The following is a 15,045-nucleotide window of genomic DNA, read 5'->3' on the forward strand; positions in this document are numbered from 1 at the left end:
CTCTTACCTGTACGACGGTGATGCCTACAGCGGACGATCCGCAGAACCCGGCGGATCGCCGCCCTACTTCTCGTGGGCCGACTGTGCGTGCGCTCGGACCGAGTCCATCGCCAGCTCGAGTGCGGTCTGCATCGGTCCAGGATCGCGGGCCGCTTGGGCGAGAACATATCCGCCCTGGAGTGCGGCCATGATGCCCGTTGCCAGCGTCGGCGGATCGGCATCCTCAGACAGTGTGCCGTTGATCTTCATCCGCTCGAGCGCAGCGGTCAGCAGGGAGATCCAGGACGTCAGGGCTGCGTCGAGATCGATGCGGGCCGCCTCGTCCTGGTCGGAGAGTTCGGTCGACAGTGAGCCCAGTTCGCAGCCCAGCGCTCCACGGCGTGCTGTGACTCGCTGGAGTATGGCCCGGCGCCAGCGGTCGAGGCCACTGAACGAGTCAACCCTGCGGAGGTACTGTTCCTCACGCTCGAGCACCCGGCTTGCCCGCAGTGCAACGACCGCCTGGACCAAGGCGCTCTTGTCGCTGAAATGCCGGTAGAACTGTGACTTGCTGGTCCCGCTCGCCGCCGTCACGTCGTCGAGCGTGGTCGCTGCCGCACCCTTGAGGGACATCAACTCGTCGGCGGACGCAACGATCCGGGCTCTCGTGGCCGCGCCGCGGGCGGTCAGGCGGCGATCGAGCTCGTTCACTGTCTCGGGCACGCACAGAGCTTATCGGGGCCGGGCAACGATCGACGTGTAAGCACCTCGGCCGGGGCCGACACCAATCCTCGTGAGGAGCCGGCACGTCGCCGGCCTGCGGTCAGGAGGACGTGTGAGCGAGGTCAGCCGGGAGTATTACGGCAGTTACAGCGTGGACGACGAGGATCAGCTCCAGCCCTCCGACACGCTCGACGGGCGGGGGGTCTCCGACCTTCTCGACGAAGGCTACTCGCCCGCGGAGAAGTGGTCGGCCGGTGAGGGCTTCGGTACGACTGCCGCGGAGGCGTTGCGCGGTGAGACGTTTGAGCAGCGGCTCGCGCAAGAGGAGCCGGATATCGACCCGCGTGCCACACCGTCGGAGTATGTCGATGGCCCGGAGGTCGGCCGGGACCGTGCCGGTCGTCTCGTGGCTCCGGACGAGGGGTCGCACTTCGATTTCGAGGAGGAGCTCGTTGCGACCGACGTCGGGATCGACGCAGGCGCCGCGAGCGCCGAAGAAGCTGCGATCCACGTTGTGGACGACGAGCCGCTGGAACTCGATGAGGTCAACTGATTCGGAGGAGGGCCTCACAGCCATGAGAATCCTGATGAACGACTCGCAGCGCAACCTGACCGTGGTCGAGAACGACGAGCTGCGAAGGTACGAGCTGCTCGCAGCGGAAACGACGGTAGGGACCCTCGACTTCCGTGTCCTCGGCCGACGGCGTGTCCTGGGGCATACCGAAGTCACAGCGGATCAGCGGGGCCGTGGACTCGCCACGGCACTGATCAAGGCGGTCCTCGACCACCTCATCGCCGAGGGTGTCCGGATCACGAACTACTGCCCTGCGGTCGAGCGGTTCCTTCAGGGCCATCCGGAATACCTGGTGGTACTCGATCCGTCGCATCCACCAATCCAGCCCCGCTCCAAGTCGCAGGTAGACGAGCAACACCAGGAGGGCCGTTCCACCCCGCTGCAGCGGCTCGTGCAGGCCCAGCACGCCAGGCTCAGCGAGCTCGCCGCACGTTCTCAGGATCCGAACATCGACGGGTTCGAGAGACGTCGCATCACGGACCAGTTCGCAGCTGTGGCCGCACAGCATGCCGCGGCCGTCGCCGACGTCCTGCTCACTGCTTCCAGGACATCGTCCGGTGAGGACGCCGCGGTCCTTCTCCACAATCTCAAACAGTTCGAGCAGGCGCTCCGGGTACTCAAGGGCAGGGTGTACGGCGATGCGCGCTTTTTGAATCTCAGCACATCCGAGATCTGGCGAGAGACCGAACGGCTACTGGATGAGCACGACTCGTTGGAGACGAGAATCGTGTCCGGCCTCGAGCAACTCCATGATGCCGGCAGCGCCGCGGATCTGGCCCGGGCATTGGCGAAACGGCAGTGGAGCTCGCCGACCAGACCGCACCCCAACTCGCCGCATGCAGGTGTAGCCGGACGAATAGCACACCAGCTGTGGCGCATCGCCGACTCGACCTGGGACGAGCTGGAAGGACGGGGCCTTCCGGCCGAGCCGATGGAGCACGCGAATCGTCATTCGGCCTTCTCTCATTACCTGTTCGGAACGCCCGACGACGCCGATCTGACAGCCGGACCCGAAACCTCTCAGACTCACCGGGATCCCGGGAACCAGTAAGGGCGGCCGCCGTTCGGCACACGAACAAGGACATCCGGGTCAAGCCGGCCTGGCAGACATCAAGGGGAAGCTCATGAGTGGATACTTCGAAGACCGCAAGCTCATCGTGGTCGGTGGAAGCAGTGGCATGGGGCGACAGACAGCGGCGGACGTTGTCGCGCAAGGAGGCAAGGCCGTCATCGTCGGCCGTCAGCAGGCGAAGGTCGACGAGACGGTCGCCGAGCTCGGCAACAAGACAGAGGCCTGGGGGATCACTGCCGATCTGGCAGATCGCAAGCAGGTGGAGGACGTGCAAGCGCAGCTCGCGGCGGAGCATGCCGATGCGACGCTGCTGGTGAACGCGGCCGGATTCTTCATTCCCAGGGAGTTCCTCGACTACGGCGAGGAGAACTACGACGCGTACCTGGAACTCAACCGGGCGACGTTCTTCCTGACCCAGACCGTGGTGCGGGGTATGAAGGCTGCGGGCTCTGGTGGTGCGATCGTCAACATCGGCAGCATGTGGGCACATCAGGCGGTGGCGGCGACGCCGTCGACGGGTTACTCGATGGCGAAAGCCGGTCTGCACGCCCTGACCCACAACCTGGCCATGGAACTGGCGGCCGACGGCATTCGCGTCAACGCTGTGGCTCCTGCAGTGGTGGCCACGCCGTTGTACGAGGGCTTCATCCCCGCCGACCAGCTCGAGGAGACCGTGAAGGGATTCGACGGCTTCCACCCGTTGGGTCGGGTCGGAACAGCCCAGGACATCGCCTCCTCGATCGTCTTCCTCCTCTCCCCCGAGGCCAGCTGGATCACCGGGGCGATTCTCAACGTCGACGGGGGCGTGATGGCCGGGCGCAACTGACCCGACGACGGTGAAATCGTGAGGTAAGAAACAGGTCTGTCGCGGAGGCCAAGTCGTACGAGCGCGGACGCTGGACCGATCAGACGATCCCGAACGACGCCGCTGACGAGCGCTCGATCACGTCCCTGTGGAATGAGTGTGGAGTGCCCATGACGAGATTTCAGACCGTGTCCGCCGGCGGGTTGGAGGTCTTCTACCGCGAAGCGGGTAAGCCTGGATCACCGAAACTCCTGCTGCTGGGTGGATTCCCCTCCTCGTCTCACCAGTTCCGGAACCTCATGCCGGCCCTCGCCGACAGATTTCACCTGGTCGCGATCGACTACCCCGGCTTCGGGAACACCGAGATGCCAGATCCTGCGGAGTGGGACTACACCTTCGACCACCTCGCAGAGATCGTGGATGAGGCGTTGCTGGCCATCGACTTCACCGGACCGATGGGGCTGTACATGCAGGGCTACGGAAGTCCGATCGGTAACCGGCTGATCTCGCTTCATCCGGACTGGCTCCAGTGGCAGATCATCCAGAACGCCAACCTCTACGACGAGGGATTCACCGAGATCTGGGACAGGATTCGTCACGTCCTCTGGGCCAACCGCAACGCCGAGACCGAAGCGCCGCTCGAGGCACTCCTCGGGCCGGACACGGTGAAAGCGATCTACCTGGCCGGTCACCCTGATCCGACGAAGATCAGCCCGGACAACTGGAACCTGGATCTGCACTTCCTGGCGCGGCCGAACGCGCACCGGGTGCAGCTGGATCTCTTCTACGACTACCAGACGAACACCGCCCAGTACGCGACCTGGCAGGGTCGGCTGCGCCGTGACCAGCCCAAAACGCTGATCTTCTGGGGACAGGGAGACATCTTCTTCACCCCGGCCGGCGGAGAGGCGTATCTGCGCGATCTCCCCGACGCACAGCTGGTTCGCCTCGATTCCGGACACTTCGCGGTCGGGGACTGCCTGCAGGAGATCGTGGACGGGATCAACAGCTTCTACGACGAGACCGTCAGGTAGTCCCGGACTCCGACCTCTCCCCCGGCGCGTCACGCAGGAAGCGATGCAGTGCCGTCAAGACGTTGCTCATGCGATCTGCTGCTTCGGCAGGTAGCCGGCGTCGACCAAGGCGGTCCGCAGTTTGCGGCGGGCGTCGAACATCATCTTGTAGATCGCGTTGTGTGTCGCGCCGAGCTGATCGGCGAGCACATCAGTGGGCATCCCGTTCATCACCAGCGCGACGAAGACCGTCCGTTGCTTCGCCGTCAGCTTCTCGTCGACGGCGCGATGTACGGCGTTCATCAGATCCCGGCTCTCGGCCTGCGCCTCCGGCTCGATCCCCAGCCGGGCGGGAAGGCGGTCCCAATCCTCGTCGTCGAACGCGACCCCGGCCCGCTGCCAGAAGTGCCGGTTGACCTTGGCGGCCACGTCGAAGATCACGAACTTGTACGCCCAGGTGGTGAACTTGCAATCACCGCGGAACGTCTCGACCTTGCCGCAGATCGCCAGTAGGGCGTCCGCGGCGGCCTGGTGCGCAATGTCGTCCAACTCCGGCCCGACGAGGCGAAGCCTGGCCCCCCGCCGCCCGACCTCCGCCCTCGCGGCTCGCAGGAGAACCTCGTACAAGCGTCGGCTCGCAAGCTCGCGCCGATCTCCATCGCTGCTCAAGTCGCGAACCCAGGCACGGTTCTCCCGGGCCACCTCTGGGCAGACGACCCGTACCTGCGACAACGACTCAGAACCTTCGCTCTTCATGGATCTCCGGCGATCAACGCAACGTAGTGATCACAGGTCCGGCACGTCTGTGTCGAACGGTGAAACAACAACATGGACGATACAGTCCATTCGATACCTCGTCCAACCCAGCGAAGCATAGTGAGTCGGAACACATCATCCTCAAGTCCACTGTGACTTCGAGCACCGCATGGCTCGCCGCGCGACACCTGAAGACCTTTCATTAAATGGTCGATATCGTCCTATTCTCATCGTGCCAGACTAGGTCGTCGGCCGCGCGGAACTCGGAAGGTCGACCGGGCCGGCTGACACGAACATGCATCGGGGGCGTGGTACCCCGACCGTGAGAAGGGAGCTCGATGTCGCATGGACGAACTCGCGGCGATACGTGACGAGATCAGGAACCACGCCTCGAACGCGTGGGCGACGGAGCGTGGGTACGAACCGATCTACTCCGCCTCACCGCGATCGAAGATCGTTGTCATCGGCCAAGCGCCCGGCAGGCAAGCTCAGGACAGCCGGATCCCGTGGAACGACGCCAGCGGCATCAAACTACGGCAGTGGCTCGGCGTCACCGAGGCCCAGTTCTACGACCCGGACACGATCGCCCTGCTACCGATGGACTTCTACTACCCAGGCAAGGGCACCCACGGCGACCTCCCGCCACGCGCGGCCTTCGCGCCGTTGTGGCACCCACGCATCCTGCAGCTGATGACCGGACTTCGTCTCACCGTTCTCATCGGGAGCTACGCCCAGAAGCACTATCTGGGAACCAGCGCCAAGAAGAACCTGACCGAAACCGTCCGGGCCTATCGAGACTACGTTCCGGACCGGATCCCGCTGGTCCACCCTTCACCCTTGAACTTCAGGTGGCAGACAAAGAACCCCTGGTTCGAGACGGAGGTGATCCCCACTCTGCAAACGCTTGTTGCGGATGCTACCCACGACCGGCCACCTAGAAGCTACGCGTAGCGGCCCTCGAACGTCACACCATCACCAAGACCGGTGAACCTGAGCCCGACGATCCGCGTGTCCTCAACCATCCAGCGAAGCGCGTAGCAGGCTCGATAAGACGGCGGCCAGAACGAGCAGAACCGTCCGTGCTCATCGACGTACCACTCGCCTGCGCTGTCACCGCTTCGTTCGGAGTAGGTGGTCCGCCCGTCGATCGTGAAGACCTGAGTCGCACCGTCGACGTACACCAGCCGGCCGGCCGTCACCGCCTTCGGGATGTCGGCAGCGGCAACCGCTGTGTCGTCCTCGGCTCGGATTCCCTGCAACCTGTCGTTCATCGCGTCCAAGGCCTCTCATCCTGGATGACTTCATCCGCGGGATCCTCGCGCAGCAGGTTGTCGCGACCGTGAGAAGTTCCCGTCCCGGGGACGTGGGGATGGTGCAGGTCGAACGCGGGGCTCTCGGACCGGATCCGGGGCAGCCGCTCGAAGTTGTGCCGCGGCGGCGGCGACGACGTGGCCCACTCCAGCGAGCGGCCCCAACCCCACGGGTCGTCCACACCTACCAGCGGCGCCTTGCGTGACTTGTAGACGTTGTAGAAGAACGGCAGCATCGACAGACCCAGGACGAAGGATCCGACACTCGAGATCTCGTTCAGCGTGGTGAAACCCTCGTTCGCGCCGTACGACGCATACCGCCGCGGCATGCCCTCGACACCCAGCCAGTGCTGCACCAGGAACGTGGTGTGGAAACCGATGAACAGCAACCAGAAGTGCAGCTTCCCGAGCTTCTCGTCCAGCATCCGGCCCGTGAACTTCGGCCACCAGAAATAGAACCCGGCAAACATCGCGAACACCACGGTCCCGAAGACGACGTAGTGGAGGTGCGCGATCACGAAGTACGAGTCCGACAGCTGATAGTCCAGCGCCGGCGAAGCGAGGATGACTCCTGTGAGCCCGCCGAACAAGAAGGTCACCAAGAACCCGATGGACCACAGCATCGGCGTCTCGAACGACACCGAACCGCCCCAGATCGTGCCGATCCAGTTGAAGAACTTCACCCCGGTGGGCACCGCGATCAGGAAGGACATGAACGAGAAGAACGGCACGTTCACCGCACCGGTGACGAACATGTGGTGGGCCCACACGGTCGCGGACAACGCACCGATGCCAAGTGTGGCCGCAACGAGTCCCATGTAGCCGAAGACCGGCTTGCGGCTGAACACCGGCAGGATCTCGGTCACGATGCCGAAGAACGGCAACGCGATGATGTACACCTCGGGATGCCCGAAGAACCAGAACAAGTGCTGCCACAACAGCGGCCCGCCACTCGCGGCATCGAAGACGTGAGCCCCCAGGGCTCGATCCGCCTCCAGCATCAGCAGCGCACCGCCCAGGATCGGGAACGCGATCAGCACCAGCAGCGACGTCACCAGCACGTTCCAGCTGAACAGTGGCATCCGGAACATCGTCATACCCGGTGCCCGCATGGTGATGATGGTCGTCACGAAGTTGACCGCGCCGAGGATCGTGCCCAGACCTGACATCCACAGACCCATGATCCACAGATCCCCGCCGATGCCCGGCGAATGCGCAGCATCGGACAGTGGCGAGTAGCCTGTCCATCCCCAATCCGCCGCACCGCCTGGGGTAGCGAAGCCACCGATGGTGATGAGGGCGCCGAACAGGTAGAGCCAGTAACTGAACATGTTCAGCCGCGGGAACGCGACATCGGGCGCCCCGATCTGGATCGGCATGATCACGTTCGCGAAGCCGACGAACAGCGGGGTCGCGAACAGCAGCAGCATGATCGTGCCGTGCACGGTGAAGAGCTGGTTGTAAACCTCCTCGCTCACGATCTGCAGGCCCGGCCTGGCCAGCTCGGCCCGGATGATCAGAGCGAGAACGCCTGCCAGCAAGAAGAAGCTGAACGAGGTGATCAGGTACAGGGCGCCGATCCGCTTGTGATCGGTGGTGGTCAGCCACCCGGCCAGTTTCGTTCCGGGGTACGCCGTGGCCGACGACGTCTCCACATCCCTGAGCGCAGCCCGCTCGGTCGTCGTCATCGCGTCTCCCGCAGATTGTCGTGGCACCCAGAGTCAGTGGACGATATCGTCCATTGAACGCCTAAGGCAAGCGCGACAGATCCGTTAGTTGACAGAGGCTCACGAAACCGTAAGTGGACGATATAGTTCCCAGATGCCACACTCACCGACTCCCGACCCGAAGGTGAACGCAATGGCTGACCAGCAACTCCCCACACCGGTCGAGTGGCTCGACTCGCGTTTGGGCCTCCTCAGATCTGGTGCGAAGAAGGACGGGTCGGGAGGGCTGCGGAAGGTCTACCCGGAGCACTGGTCCTATCTTCTCGGCGAGGTCGCGCTCTACAGCTTCGTCATCCTGATCCTCACCGGCATCTTCCTGACCTTCTGGTTCAAGCCGTCGATGGCCGAGGTCGAGTACCAGGGTTCGTACAGCCTGCTCAAGGGCCTGCACATGTCGGAGGCGTACGCCTCGACCCTGCACATCTCGTTCGAGGTCCGCGGTGGTCTGCTGATGCGACAGATCCACCACTGGGCGGCGGTCCTGTTCATCGCCTCGATGATGGTGCACCTGCTGCGCGTCTTCTTCACCGGTGCGTTCCGCAAGCCGCGTGAGCTGAACTGGCTGATCGGCTTCGGGACACTGTTCCTCGGCATCGTCGAGGGCTTCATCGGCTACGGCCTCCCCGACGACCTGCTGTCCGGCACCGGTCTACGGATCACCAACGGCATGATCCAAGCGTCACCGGTGATCGGGACGTACCTGAACTTCTTCATCTTCGGCGGTGAGTTCCCCGGCGACACGTTCGTTCCGCGGTTCTTCACCGTTCACGTGCTTCTCCTTCCGGGTCTCCTGCTGGCACTGATCGCTGCCCATCTCTTCCTGATCGTGTACCACAAGCACACGCAGTGGGCCGGTCCCGGCCGCACGGAGCGCAACGTCGTCGGCTACCCGTTCTTCCCTGACTACGTCGCCAAGGCCGGCGGCTTCTTCTTCGTGAACTTCGGCGTCACCGCACTGATGGGCGCACTGATCCAGATCAACCCGGTCTGGCTCTACGGGCCGTACAACCCGGCCGAAGTCACCGCCGGATCGCAGCCCGACTGGTACATGGGCTGGCTGGAAGGCTCGGTCCGGATCTTCCCCGGCTTCGAGTCGCACTTCTGGGGCATCACGCTGAGCTGGAACCTGATCATCCCCGCGCTGATCATCCCGCCCGCCTTCGTCACCCTGGTCGCGCTCTATCCGTTCATCGAAAGCTGGATCACCGGTGACAAGCGCGAACACCACCTGCTCGACCGGCCGCGGGATGCGCCGACCCGGACCGGTATTGGCGTCGCCTTCATCGCCTTCTACGCGCTGCTGTGGATCGGTGGTGGTAACGACGTGGTCGCCACCCACTTCGGCCTCTCGCTGAACAGCGTCACCTGGTTTCTGCGGTTCGCGGTGATCCTCGGCCCGATGCTGGCCTTCTGGATCACACGGCGCTGGGCGATCTCCCTCCAGCGGGCCGACCGGGAGCGGTTGCTGCATGGTCTGGAGACCGGTGTCATCGTCCGGTCGCCCGAGGGCAAGTACACCGAGAAGCACCAGCCGATCTCGACGTACGAGGCGTACTCGCTCACCGCGCGGGAACGGGTTCTACCGCACGAACTCGGCGCGGAGACCGACGACAACGGCGGTCCGCGCCCCGCGCCGGACCCTGCGCACGGTGCGTGCCCGGTTGTCCCGGTTCTACTTCGCCGACGCGGTGCAGAAGCCGACCGCGCACGAGCTCGAGACCGCACACGCGCACGACGCCGACGAAATCCACGAGCTGACCGAGGACACGGAGACCTACCGAGAGGTCACCAGCGACACCCACGCAGTCAGCGAGTAACGGTCCTCCCGACCAAGGTGCGAATGGGCATCACTGCCGTCGTTCACGATGGAGCGGCTGAGGGCGTGCGCATCGCCTCAGCGATGTGCACGCCCTCGGATTCAAGGAATCAGGCCGCTGTGGTGCGCCGCGGAAGCACCCAGTCCGGGCGCACAAAGTGGCAGGTGTAGCCGGCCGGGTACGTGATCAGGTAGTCCTGGTGCTCGGGCTCGGCCTCCCAGAACGGCCCTGCGGGCTCGACCGTCGTCACGGCCCTGCCCGGCCACAGGCCTGACGCATCGACGTCGGCGATCGTGTCGCGAGCGACCTCGTCCTGCTCGGGAGTGAGCGGAAAGATCGCCGAGCGGTAGCTCGTGCCGATGTCGTTGCCCTGGCGGTTCAGGGTCGACGGGTCGTGGATCTGGAAGAAGAACGCGAGGATGTCACGGTACGTCGTCTGCGCCGGGTCGAAGACGATCTCGACCGCTTCCGCGTGCCCAGGATGATTGCGGTACGTCGCGTGATCGTTCTGCCCGCCGGTGTATCCGACGCGCGTGTCGAGCACGCCGGTCTGCCGGCGAATGAGGTCTTCCATACCCCAGAAACACCCTCCGGCGAGGACGGCTGTCTCAGTGCCCGGCTTGCGGGTGACCTGTCCGGTGTCGTGAATTCCACTGGTCATGATGCGTGCTCCTCCGTGCTGGTGGTGTCGGCCGTCTCGAACAGCGACCGGAACTCGCCGTACCCCTGCGCCTCGAGCTCGGAGACCGGGATGAAGCGCAGCGCGGCGGAGTTCATGCAGTACCGCTGGCCACCGGCGTCGACGGGGCCGTCACCGAAAACGTGGCCAAGGTGGCTGTCGGCTCCGGCGGACCGCACCTCCGTGCGGATCATCCCGAGCGACCCGTCCGTCTCCGTGCGTACGGCGTCAGCCACGATCGGCCTGGTGAAACTCGGCCATCCCGTGCCGCTGTCGTACTTGTCGGTCGACGAGAACAGGGGCTGGCCGGAGACCACATCCACATAGATCCCCAGCTCGTGGTTGTTCCAGTACTCGTTGTGGAACGCCGGCTCGGTCCCGCCCTTCTGAGTGACACGGAACTGGCTGTCGGTGAGGCGGCTGAGCGCCTCAGGAGTCTTTCTGTAGTCGTGTGACACGGTTTCTCCTCTTCTGGTGTCGCGACCTGTGCCGTCATTGGGAACAACACTGCAGAGAATGGTTTTGGTCCCGGGCTCCAGAGAACTCGCTGGTGACCGCGATCTCAGTTCGTACGGGTCAGGTCCGGAATATGCGCGCTGCGCGTCATCGTCGCCGCGTGTGCAGCTCGTCGTCCTGCAGAGCGGCCTACAGTCCGTCAGCATCGTCCACAGGCGGCGAGGTGCGGCGCCGATCCGGGAAAGTGCTCGGCAGCATCGACTCCGGCCGCGAGTAGCTCGGCACAGAGGTTAGTGGTTAGTTGGGCACGGATCTTACGGCGTGCATCGAAACGATCTCGCGGAGCCAGACGCCATCGCGTCCAGCGGTATCCCCCTGCGTGGTAAGACGTCGAGGGTGTGGTGCCGCCAACGCTTAACGAGCTGAAATCGCGTGTAGGCGAAGACTGGATACAAGGAGGTGCCGGATGAGGGCGATTGTGGTGACGGACAAGGCCGCGGGAACGGCCGGGATGACGCTGGCGGAGCGGCCAGAGCCGCCGGCAGCGATCAACGACGTCGTCGTTGAAGTTCATGCCTCGGGGTACGTCGCGACCGAGCTGGAGTGGCCTTCGACCTGGACCGATCGCGCCGACCGTGACCGAGCACCGTCGATCCCCGGGCACGAGCTGGCCGGAGTGGTCACCGCCCTCGGCTACGGCACGACAGGGCTGTCAGTGGGACAGCGGGTGTTCGGCCTCGCCGACTGGCATCGCGACGGCACCCTGGCGGAGTACGTGGCGATCGAGGCACGCAACCTGGCACCGCTCCCGGGCGACGTCGACTTCACGGTAGGCGCGAGCCTGCCGATCTCAGGGCTGACCGCCTGGCAAGGACTGTTCCAGCACGGGCGCGTCCAGGCGGGCCAGAGCGTCCTCGTGCACGGCGCGGCCGGCGCAGTCGGTTCATTGGTCACCCAACTCGCCCACGAGGCCGGCGCCTACGTCATCGGCACCGGACGCGCCGCCGACCAGAAAAAGGCCCTCGACTTCGGCGCACAGGAATTCGTCGACCTCGCCAACGACTCGCTCGAAGACGTTGGCGGAGTTGACCTGGTCTTCGATGTCATCGGCGGAGACATCCAGAGACGCTCCGCGGCGCTGATCAAGACCGGAGGGACGCTGGTGTCCGTCGTCGGCCCGGTCGAGGCGCGGCCGGCCGACGGCCTGGCGGTGGATTTCGTTGTCGAGGCCGATCGCACCCAACTGAGCGAGATCGTCCAGCGGGTGCGGGACGGGCGGCTGCGGACGAACATCGGCACCGTGGCGACTCTCGAAGAGGCCGTGGCCGCTTTCAATCCCACCGAGCGGAGCAAGGGAAAGACGATCATCCGCCTTCGCCCGTAGCCATACCTGGCGATACGGAGACAACGGTGCTGACGAGCGGCCGGCCGAAGGCCGTTCATCAGCACCGTTGAAGGACGAGACGTTCAGGAGTCAGGGAGCGATCTCGAGCTTGGTGATGAGGTCGTTCGCGAGGGTGAAGCGGTAGATGATGTCGACGACGCCGCCGGGGAAGTCGCCCTCCAGGTGATTGGTGACGACGTAGCGGGTGTCGTCGAACTTCTCGACGTGGCTGACCTCGACCGTGTAGGTGTACTCGCTGGTCTCGGTCTCCCGCCAGCGGTGGATCTCCTCGTGACCGGTGTAGGTCTTGCCGTCGTCGTCGATGACGGTGGCGTCGGTCGCGAAGGCCGACAGCAAGTCGTGAGCGTTCGCCTTGTGCTGGGGATCGGCCTCGCGCAGGTACGTCGTGATCGCGTGCGGCAGGTGCTTCGCCAGTTCGGCGGCGGTCGGATCGGGCGGGGTCTGAATGGTCATCAGGTTCCTTTCAAGGTAAGGCTGAAGGCAGCCAGGGCTAGGCCGGCGGGAGCGCTGTCTGTGCCATCCCAGGCATGTCGATGCAGTACATCCCGTGGCGTTCAGTGAGCATCAGCAGGATCGTGTCGCAGTCCCTGCAACGGGCCACCGTGCCGGGTCCTGACATGTACACCACCATCTCCGCCACGACTCCGGTGCGGCGACAACTCGTGCACTCGTATCCCGCGGTCGTCATGTCTCGCGCAAAGAGATCATGCATGACACCAGCCAGAGCATTGCCATCGAGAGTCCCCATCTTCGTCACACCCCTGTCCCGCCGAAGCGTTCGGTCCGGATCCGTGCCGCGTCGTACCCCAAGGCCACCAACCCGGCCGCCGCCGTCTCGACAAACGCTGTTGGTCCGCAGACATAGGTGAGCGGCTCCTCATCAGCTGCCCATCCGGCCGTGGACAAGAGCGCCGTGTCGATGCGTCCGCAGTACCCACGCCAGCTACTCGGAGCCTCACGAGTCAGTGTGATCGAGACATCGATGAGGTCGCAGGTCGCCATCTTCATGAGCTCCTCACGATAGATCAGCAGTTCGAGCGAGCGCGCCGAGCACAGCACGCGAACCGGCACGTGGCTACCGATGGCACGGTGATGCCGAAGCATCGACCGCAAGGGAACTACTCCAGATCCGCCGGCCACCAGGAACAACGGGCCACCGAAGTTGTCCCAGACGAAATGCCCGCCGATCGGACCACGGAACTCGAGCTCGTCGCCTTCTCGCAACTCGTCGACCAGATAGGGAGACACCTCACCGTCGTCGAGTCGCTCGACAGTGAGCGACAGGTAGTCGTCCTCCGGCGCCGACGCGATCGAGTAGCTCCGCTGCGTCTGATATCCATCAGGCGCTGTCAGCCGCACATCCACGTGCTGACCCGCACGGTGCCCAGGCCAATCAGGTACGGCGAGCGCGATGGTCTTCACCCGCGGCGTCTCGAAGGTCGTCGCGATCACCGTGCCGGTCTGCCACGTCAGTCGCCGTAGTAGCGCTGCTCTTTCCACGGGTCTCCATAGTTGTGATAGCCGAACATCTCCCAGAAGCCGGGCTGATCGTCGGTCCGCAGGTCCAACCCACGGATCCACTTCGCGCTCTTCCAGAAGTACAGGTGCGGTACCAGCAGACGCGCCGGCCCACCATGCTCCGGATCGAGCGGCCGCCCGTCGTACTCGTCGGCGATCCAGGCCTTTCCACCTCGCAAGTCCGCCAGCGGAATGTTTGTGGTGTAGCCGCCGTCGGAGAACGCCAGGGCATGAAGTGCCTGGGTCGGCACCGCATCGAGGATGGTGTCGAGAGAGACCCCCGACCAGGTCATGTCCAGTTTCGTCCACTTCGTCACGCAGTGGATGTCGACGGTGACCTTCTCGCGGGGCAACGCCTGGAACTCCGTCCACGACCACGAGACCGGCTTGTCCACGGCCCCACGGATCGTGAAATCCCACGTGTCCAGCTGCGTGAACGGGGTCGGCCCGGCCGACAACACAGGGAAGTCTCGCGTGACGTACTGGCCGGGCGGTACCCGCGAAGGGTCTGCGGCGCGCCGGCCCTGGAACCCTCTGGTGACAGCCATCAGGCCTTCTCACCAAGCTGCACACGCAACAGCCATTGCTGCTTCTCCAGCATCCCGACCACCCTGATCAGTACGTCCTGCGTCACCAGATCCGCCGCACCGACCGAGCCCAGCCGTGCACGGATCCGCTCAGCCACCGCCGCCACCCGCCGACCCAGCTCCCAGACCACTGCATGATCGGCCAGCGACCGCACCACGACAGGTTCGACACGTGATCCGGCCGCCACCGCCGAGCTCTGCCCATCCGGGACAAACCCCAACGTCACTGCACGCTCGGCGACGACATCCGCGAGTTCGCGCCACTGCTCGACCAACTCATCGAGGAACAGATGCACCCCATGGGCGGCCGCCCCGACCACGCTCCAGTGCAACTGCTTCCCGATGAGCGACAGATCGATCAGATCCTGCAGCACGAGCTGCAGCTCCTCACCAACCGCCGCCCGCTCGTTCGGATTGTCCAGCGGCGGCAACTGCACCGAGTTCGCAACAGATTCCATAGACATATCTCCCCTGTGTCACGGCCACCGCCCGACCTTTCCCCACCACCTGGACCAATCGCCAGCCAGCAGCTGGTCCGGGCCTGGGCGTCGTGCTTGTCGTTTCTGGTCGTAGGGAGCTGCAAGGATGGCGGGGTGGATCGCCGAATCGCGGGAGACGGTGCGG

The 15,045-nt window shown here is 64.6% G+C and carries 17 protein-coding genes and 1 pseudogene; 7 read left to right on the forward strand and 11 right to left on the reverse strand.

Annotated features, from left to right (window positions below; genetic code table 11):
* Window positions 1–63 precede the first annotated feature (63 nt).
* Window positions 64–702, reverse strand: coding sequence for a TetR/AcrR family transcriptional regulator (locus AB0I34_RS34875; protein ID WP_360453543.1), 639 nt, complete (start codon window positions 700–702; stop codon window positions 64–66).
* A 112-nt stretch (window positions 703–814) separates the two neighbouring features.
* On the opposite strand from AB0I34_RS34875, the gene AB0I34_RS34880 reads away from it, so the two are divergent.
* The 4 genes from AB0I34_RS34880 (at window position 815) to AB0I34_RS34895 (ending at window position 4,187) form a co-directional block, all read left to right on the forward strand.
* Complete coding sequence (locus AB0I34_RS34880; RefSeq protein WP_360453546.1) at window positions 815–1,255, forward strand: DUF5709 domain-containing protein; 441 nt, start codon at window positions 815–817, stop codon at window positions 1,253–1,255.
* Between the two features lie 22 nt (window positions 1,256–1,277).
* Entirely contained in the window at window positions 1,278–2,327 is a 1,050-nt protein-coding gene (locus tag AB0I34_RS34885) for a GNAT family N-acetyltransferase (protein WP_360453549.1), read from the forward strand.
* A gap of 73 nt (window positions 2,328–2,400) precedes the next feature.
* Window positions 2,401–3,174 carry an SDR family oxidoreductase gene (locus AB0I34_RS34890; protein ID WP_360453552.1) on the forward strand — a complete coding sequence of 258 codons (774 nt, stop codon included), beginning with the start codon at window positions 2,401–2,403 and terminating at the stop codon, window positions 3,172–3,174.
* Window positions 3,175–3,323: 149 nt separating this feature from the next.
* On the forward strand, window positions 3,324–4,187 hold the full coding sequence (locus tag AB0I34_RS34895) for an alpha/beta fold hydrolase (protein ID WP_360453555.1): 864 nt from the start codon (window positions 3,324–3,326) through the stop codon (window positions 4,185–4,187).
* Window positions 4,188–4,253: 66 nt separating this feature from the next.
* Here the strand turns inward: AB0I34_RS34895 and AB0I34_RS34900 are convergent, their stop codons facing one another.
* Window positions 4,254–4,835: a sigma-70 family RNA polymerase sigma factor gene (locus tag AB0I34_RS34900; RefSeq protein ID WP_360453558.1), complete on the reverse strand. Its 582-nt coding sequence runs from the start codon at window positions 4,833–4,835 to the stop codon at window positions 4,254–4,256.
* A gap of 432 nt (window positions 4,836–5,267) precedes the next feature.
* On the opposite strand from AB0I34_RS34900, the gene AB0I34_RS34905 reads away from it, so the two are divergent.
* Window positions 5,268–5,873 (forward strand): uracil-DNA glycosylase family protein, encoded by a 606-nt coding sequence (locus AB0I34_RS34905; RefSeq protein ID WP_360453561.1) that lies wholly within the window; start codon window positions 5,268–5,270, stop codon window positions 5,871–5,873.
* Here the strand turns inward: AB0I34_RS34905 and AB0I34_RS34910 are convergent.
* A complete protein-coding gene (locus AB0I34_RS34910; RefSeq protein WP_360453564.1) occupies window positions 5,864–6,193 on the reverse strand; it encodes a hypothetical protein in 330 nt (109 codons plus the stop codon). The two genes, AB0I34_RS34905 and AB0I34_RS34910, sit on opposite strands and share 10 nt — an antisense overlap.
* The gene (ctaD, locus tag AB0I34_RS34915) at window positions 6,190–7,920 is read right to left on the reverse strand and encodes a cytochrome c oxidase subunit I (protein ID WP_360453567.1); all 1,731 of its coding nucleotides are present in this window, start codon (window positions 7,918–7,920) and stop codon (window positions 6,190–6,192) included. Before ctaD ends, AB0I34_RS34910 begins: the two co-directional genes overlap by 4 nt.
* A gap of 172 nt (window positions 7,921–8,092) precedes the next feature.
* On the opposite strand from ctaD, the pseudogene AB0I34_RS34920 reads away from it, so the two are divergent.
* Window positions 8,093–9,776, forward strand: a pseudogene (locus AB0I34_RS34920) (cytochrome bc complex cytochrome b subunit).
* 109 nt (window positions 9,777–9,885) lie between these two features.
* Here the strand turns inward: AB0I34_RS34920 and msrA are convergent.
* Window positions 9,886–10,437: a peptide-methionine (S)-S-oxide reductase MsrA gene (gene msrA, locus AB0I34_RS34925; RefSeq protein WP_360453570.1), complete on the reverse strand. Its 552-nt coding sequence runs from the start codon at window positions 10,435–10,437 to the stop codon at window positions 9,886–9,888.
* Window positions 10,434–10,913 carry a peptide-methionine (R)-S-oxide reductase MsrB gene (gene msrB, locus AB0I34_RS34930; RefSeq protein WP_360453573.1) on the reverse strand — a complete coding sequence of 160 codons (480 nt, stop codon included), beginning with the start codon at window positions 10,911–10,913 and terminating at the stop codon, window positions 10,434–10,436. Before msrB ends, msrA begins: the two co-directional genes overlap by 4 nt.
* Window positions 10,914–11,377: 464 nt before the next feature.
* Between msrB and AB0I34_RS34935 the strand changes: the two genes are divergently transcribed.
* Window positions 11,378–12,295, forward strand: a complete 918-nt coding sequence (locus AB0I34_RS34935; protein WP_360453576.1) for an NADP-dependent oxidoreductase — start codon at window positions 11,378–11,380, stop codon at window positions 12,293–12,295.
* Window positions 12,296–12,385: 90 nt separating this feature from the next.
* Here AB0I34_RS34935 and AB0I34_RS34940 read toward each other — a convergent pair whose 3' ends face one another.
* Genes AB0I34_RS34940 through AB0I34_RS34960 form a run of 5 tightly spaced genes read right to left on the reverse strand, consistent with a single transcriptional unit; the run spans window position 12,386 to window position 14,879 of the window.
* Entirely contained in the window at window positions 12,386–12,769 is a 384-nt protein-coding gene (locus AB0I34_RS34940) for a nuclear transport factor 2 family protein (protein ID WP_360453579.1), read from the reverse strand.
* 37 nt (window positions 12,770–12,806) lie between these two features.
* On the reverse strand, window positions 12,807–13,064 hold the full coding sequence (locus tag AB0I34_RS34945; protein ID WP_360453582.1) for a DUF6510 family protein: 258 nt from the start codon (window positions 13,062–13,064) through the stop codon (window positions 12,807–12,809).
* Between the two features lie 5 nt (window positions 13,065–13,069).
* Entirely contained in the window at window positions 13,070–13,816 is a 747-nt protein-coding gene (locus tag AB0I34_RS34950; RefSeq protein WP_360453585.1) for a ferredoxin reductase, read from the reverse strand.
* Window positions 13,786–14,382, reverse strand: coding sequence for a sulfite oxidase-like oxidoreductase (locus tag AB0I34_RS34955; protein ID WP_360453587.1), 597 nt, complete (start codon window positions 14,380–14,382; stop codon window positions 13,786–13,788). The genes AB0I34_RS34950 and AB0I34_RS34955 overlap by 31 nt, the downstream gene beginning before the upstream one ends.
* Window positions 14,382–14,879 (reverse strand): DNA starvation/stationary phase protection protein, encoded by a 498-nt coding sequence (locus tag AB0I34_RS34960; RefSeq protein WP_360453590.1) that lies wholly within the window; start codon window positions 14,877–14,879, stop codon window positions 14,382–14,384. The genes AB0I34_RS34955 and AB0I34_RS34960 overlap by 1 nt, the downstream gene beginning before the upstream one ends.
* Between the last annotated feature and the right edge of the window lie 166 nt (window positions 14,880–15,045).

It is taken from the genome of Kribbella sp. NPDC050281 (genome assembly GCF_040655855.1).
In the GTDB taxonomy this organism is placed as follows: domain Bacteria; phylum Actinomycetota; class Actinomycetes; order Propionibacteriales; family Kribbellaceae; genus Kribbella.

What these genes read in the sequence shown, in the direction of transcription:
- AB0I34_RS34890 (WP_360453552.1), top strand. Translation starts at nt 2,401, where the DNA reads ATGAGTGGATACTTCGAAGACCGCAAGCTCATCGTGGTCGGTGGAAGC.
- AB0I34_RS34935 (WP_360453576.1), top strand. Translation starts at nt 11,378, where the DNA reads ATGAGGGCGATTGTGGTGACGGACAAGGCCGCGGGAACGGCCGGGATG.
- AB0I34_RS34910 (WP_360453564.1), bottom strand. Translation starts at nt 6,193, where the DNA reads ATGAACGACAGGTTGCAGGGAATCCGAGCCGAGGACGACACAGCGGTT.
- msrA (WP_360453570.1), bottom strand. Translation starts at nt 10,437, where the DNA reads ATGACCAGTGGAATTCACGACACCGGACAGGTCACCCGCAAGCCGGGC.
- AB0I34_RS34885 (WP_360453549.1), top strand. Translation starts at nt 1,278, where the DNA reads ATGAGAATCCTGATGAACGACTCGCAGCGCAACCTGACCGTGGTCGAG.
- AB0I34_RS34895 (WP_360453555.1), top strand. Translation starts at nt 3,324, where the DNA reads ATGACGAGATTTCAGACCGTGTCCGCCGGCGGGTTGGAGGTCTTCTAC.
- AB0I34_RS34955 (WP_360453587.1), bottom strand. Translation starts at nt 14,382, where the DNA reads ATGGCTGTCACCAGAGGGTTCCAGGGCCGGCGCGCCGCAGACCCTTCG.
- AB0I34_RS34940 (WP_360453579.1), bottom strand. Translation starts at nt 12,769, where the DNA reads ATGACCATTCAGACCCCGCCCGATCCGACCGCCGCCGAACTGGCGAAG.
- AB0I34_RS34945 (WP_360453582.1), bottom strand. Translation starts at nt 13,064, where the DNA reads ATGGGGACTCTCGATGGCAATGCTCTGGCTGGTGTCATGCATGATCTC.
- AB0I34_RS34905 (WP_360453561.1), top strand. Translation starts at nt 5,268, where the DNA reads ATGGACGAACTCGCGGCGATACGTGACGAGATCAGGAACCACGCCTCG.
- ctaD (WP_360453567.1), bottom strand. Translation starts at nt 7,920, where the DNA reads ATGACGACGACCGAGCGGGCTGCGCTCAGGGATGTGGAGACGTCGTCG.
- AB0I34_RS34960 (WP_360453590.1), bottom strand. Translation starts at nt 14,879, where the DNA reads ATGGAATCTGTTGCGAACTCGGTGCAGTTGCCGCCGCTGGACAATCCG.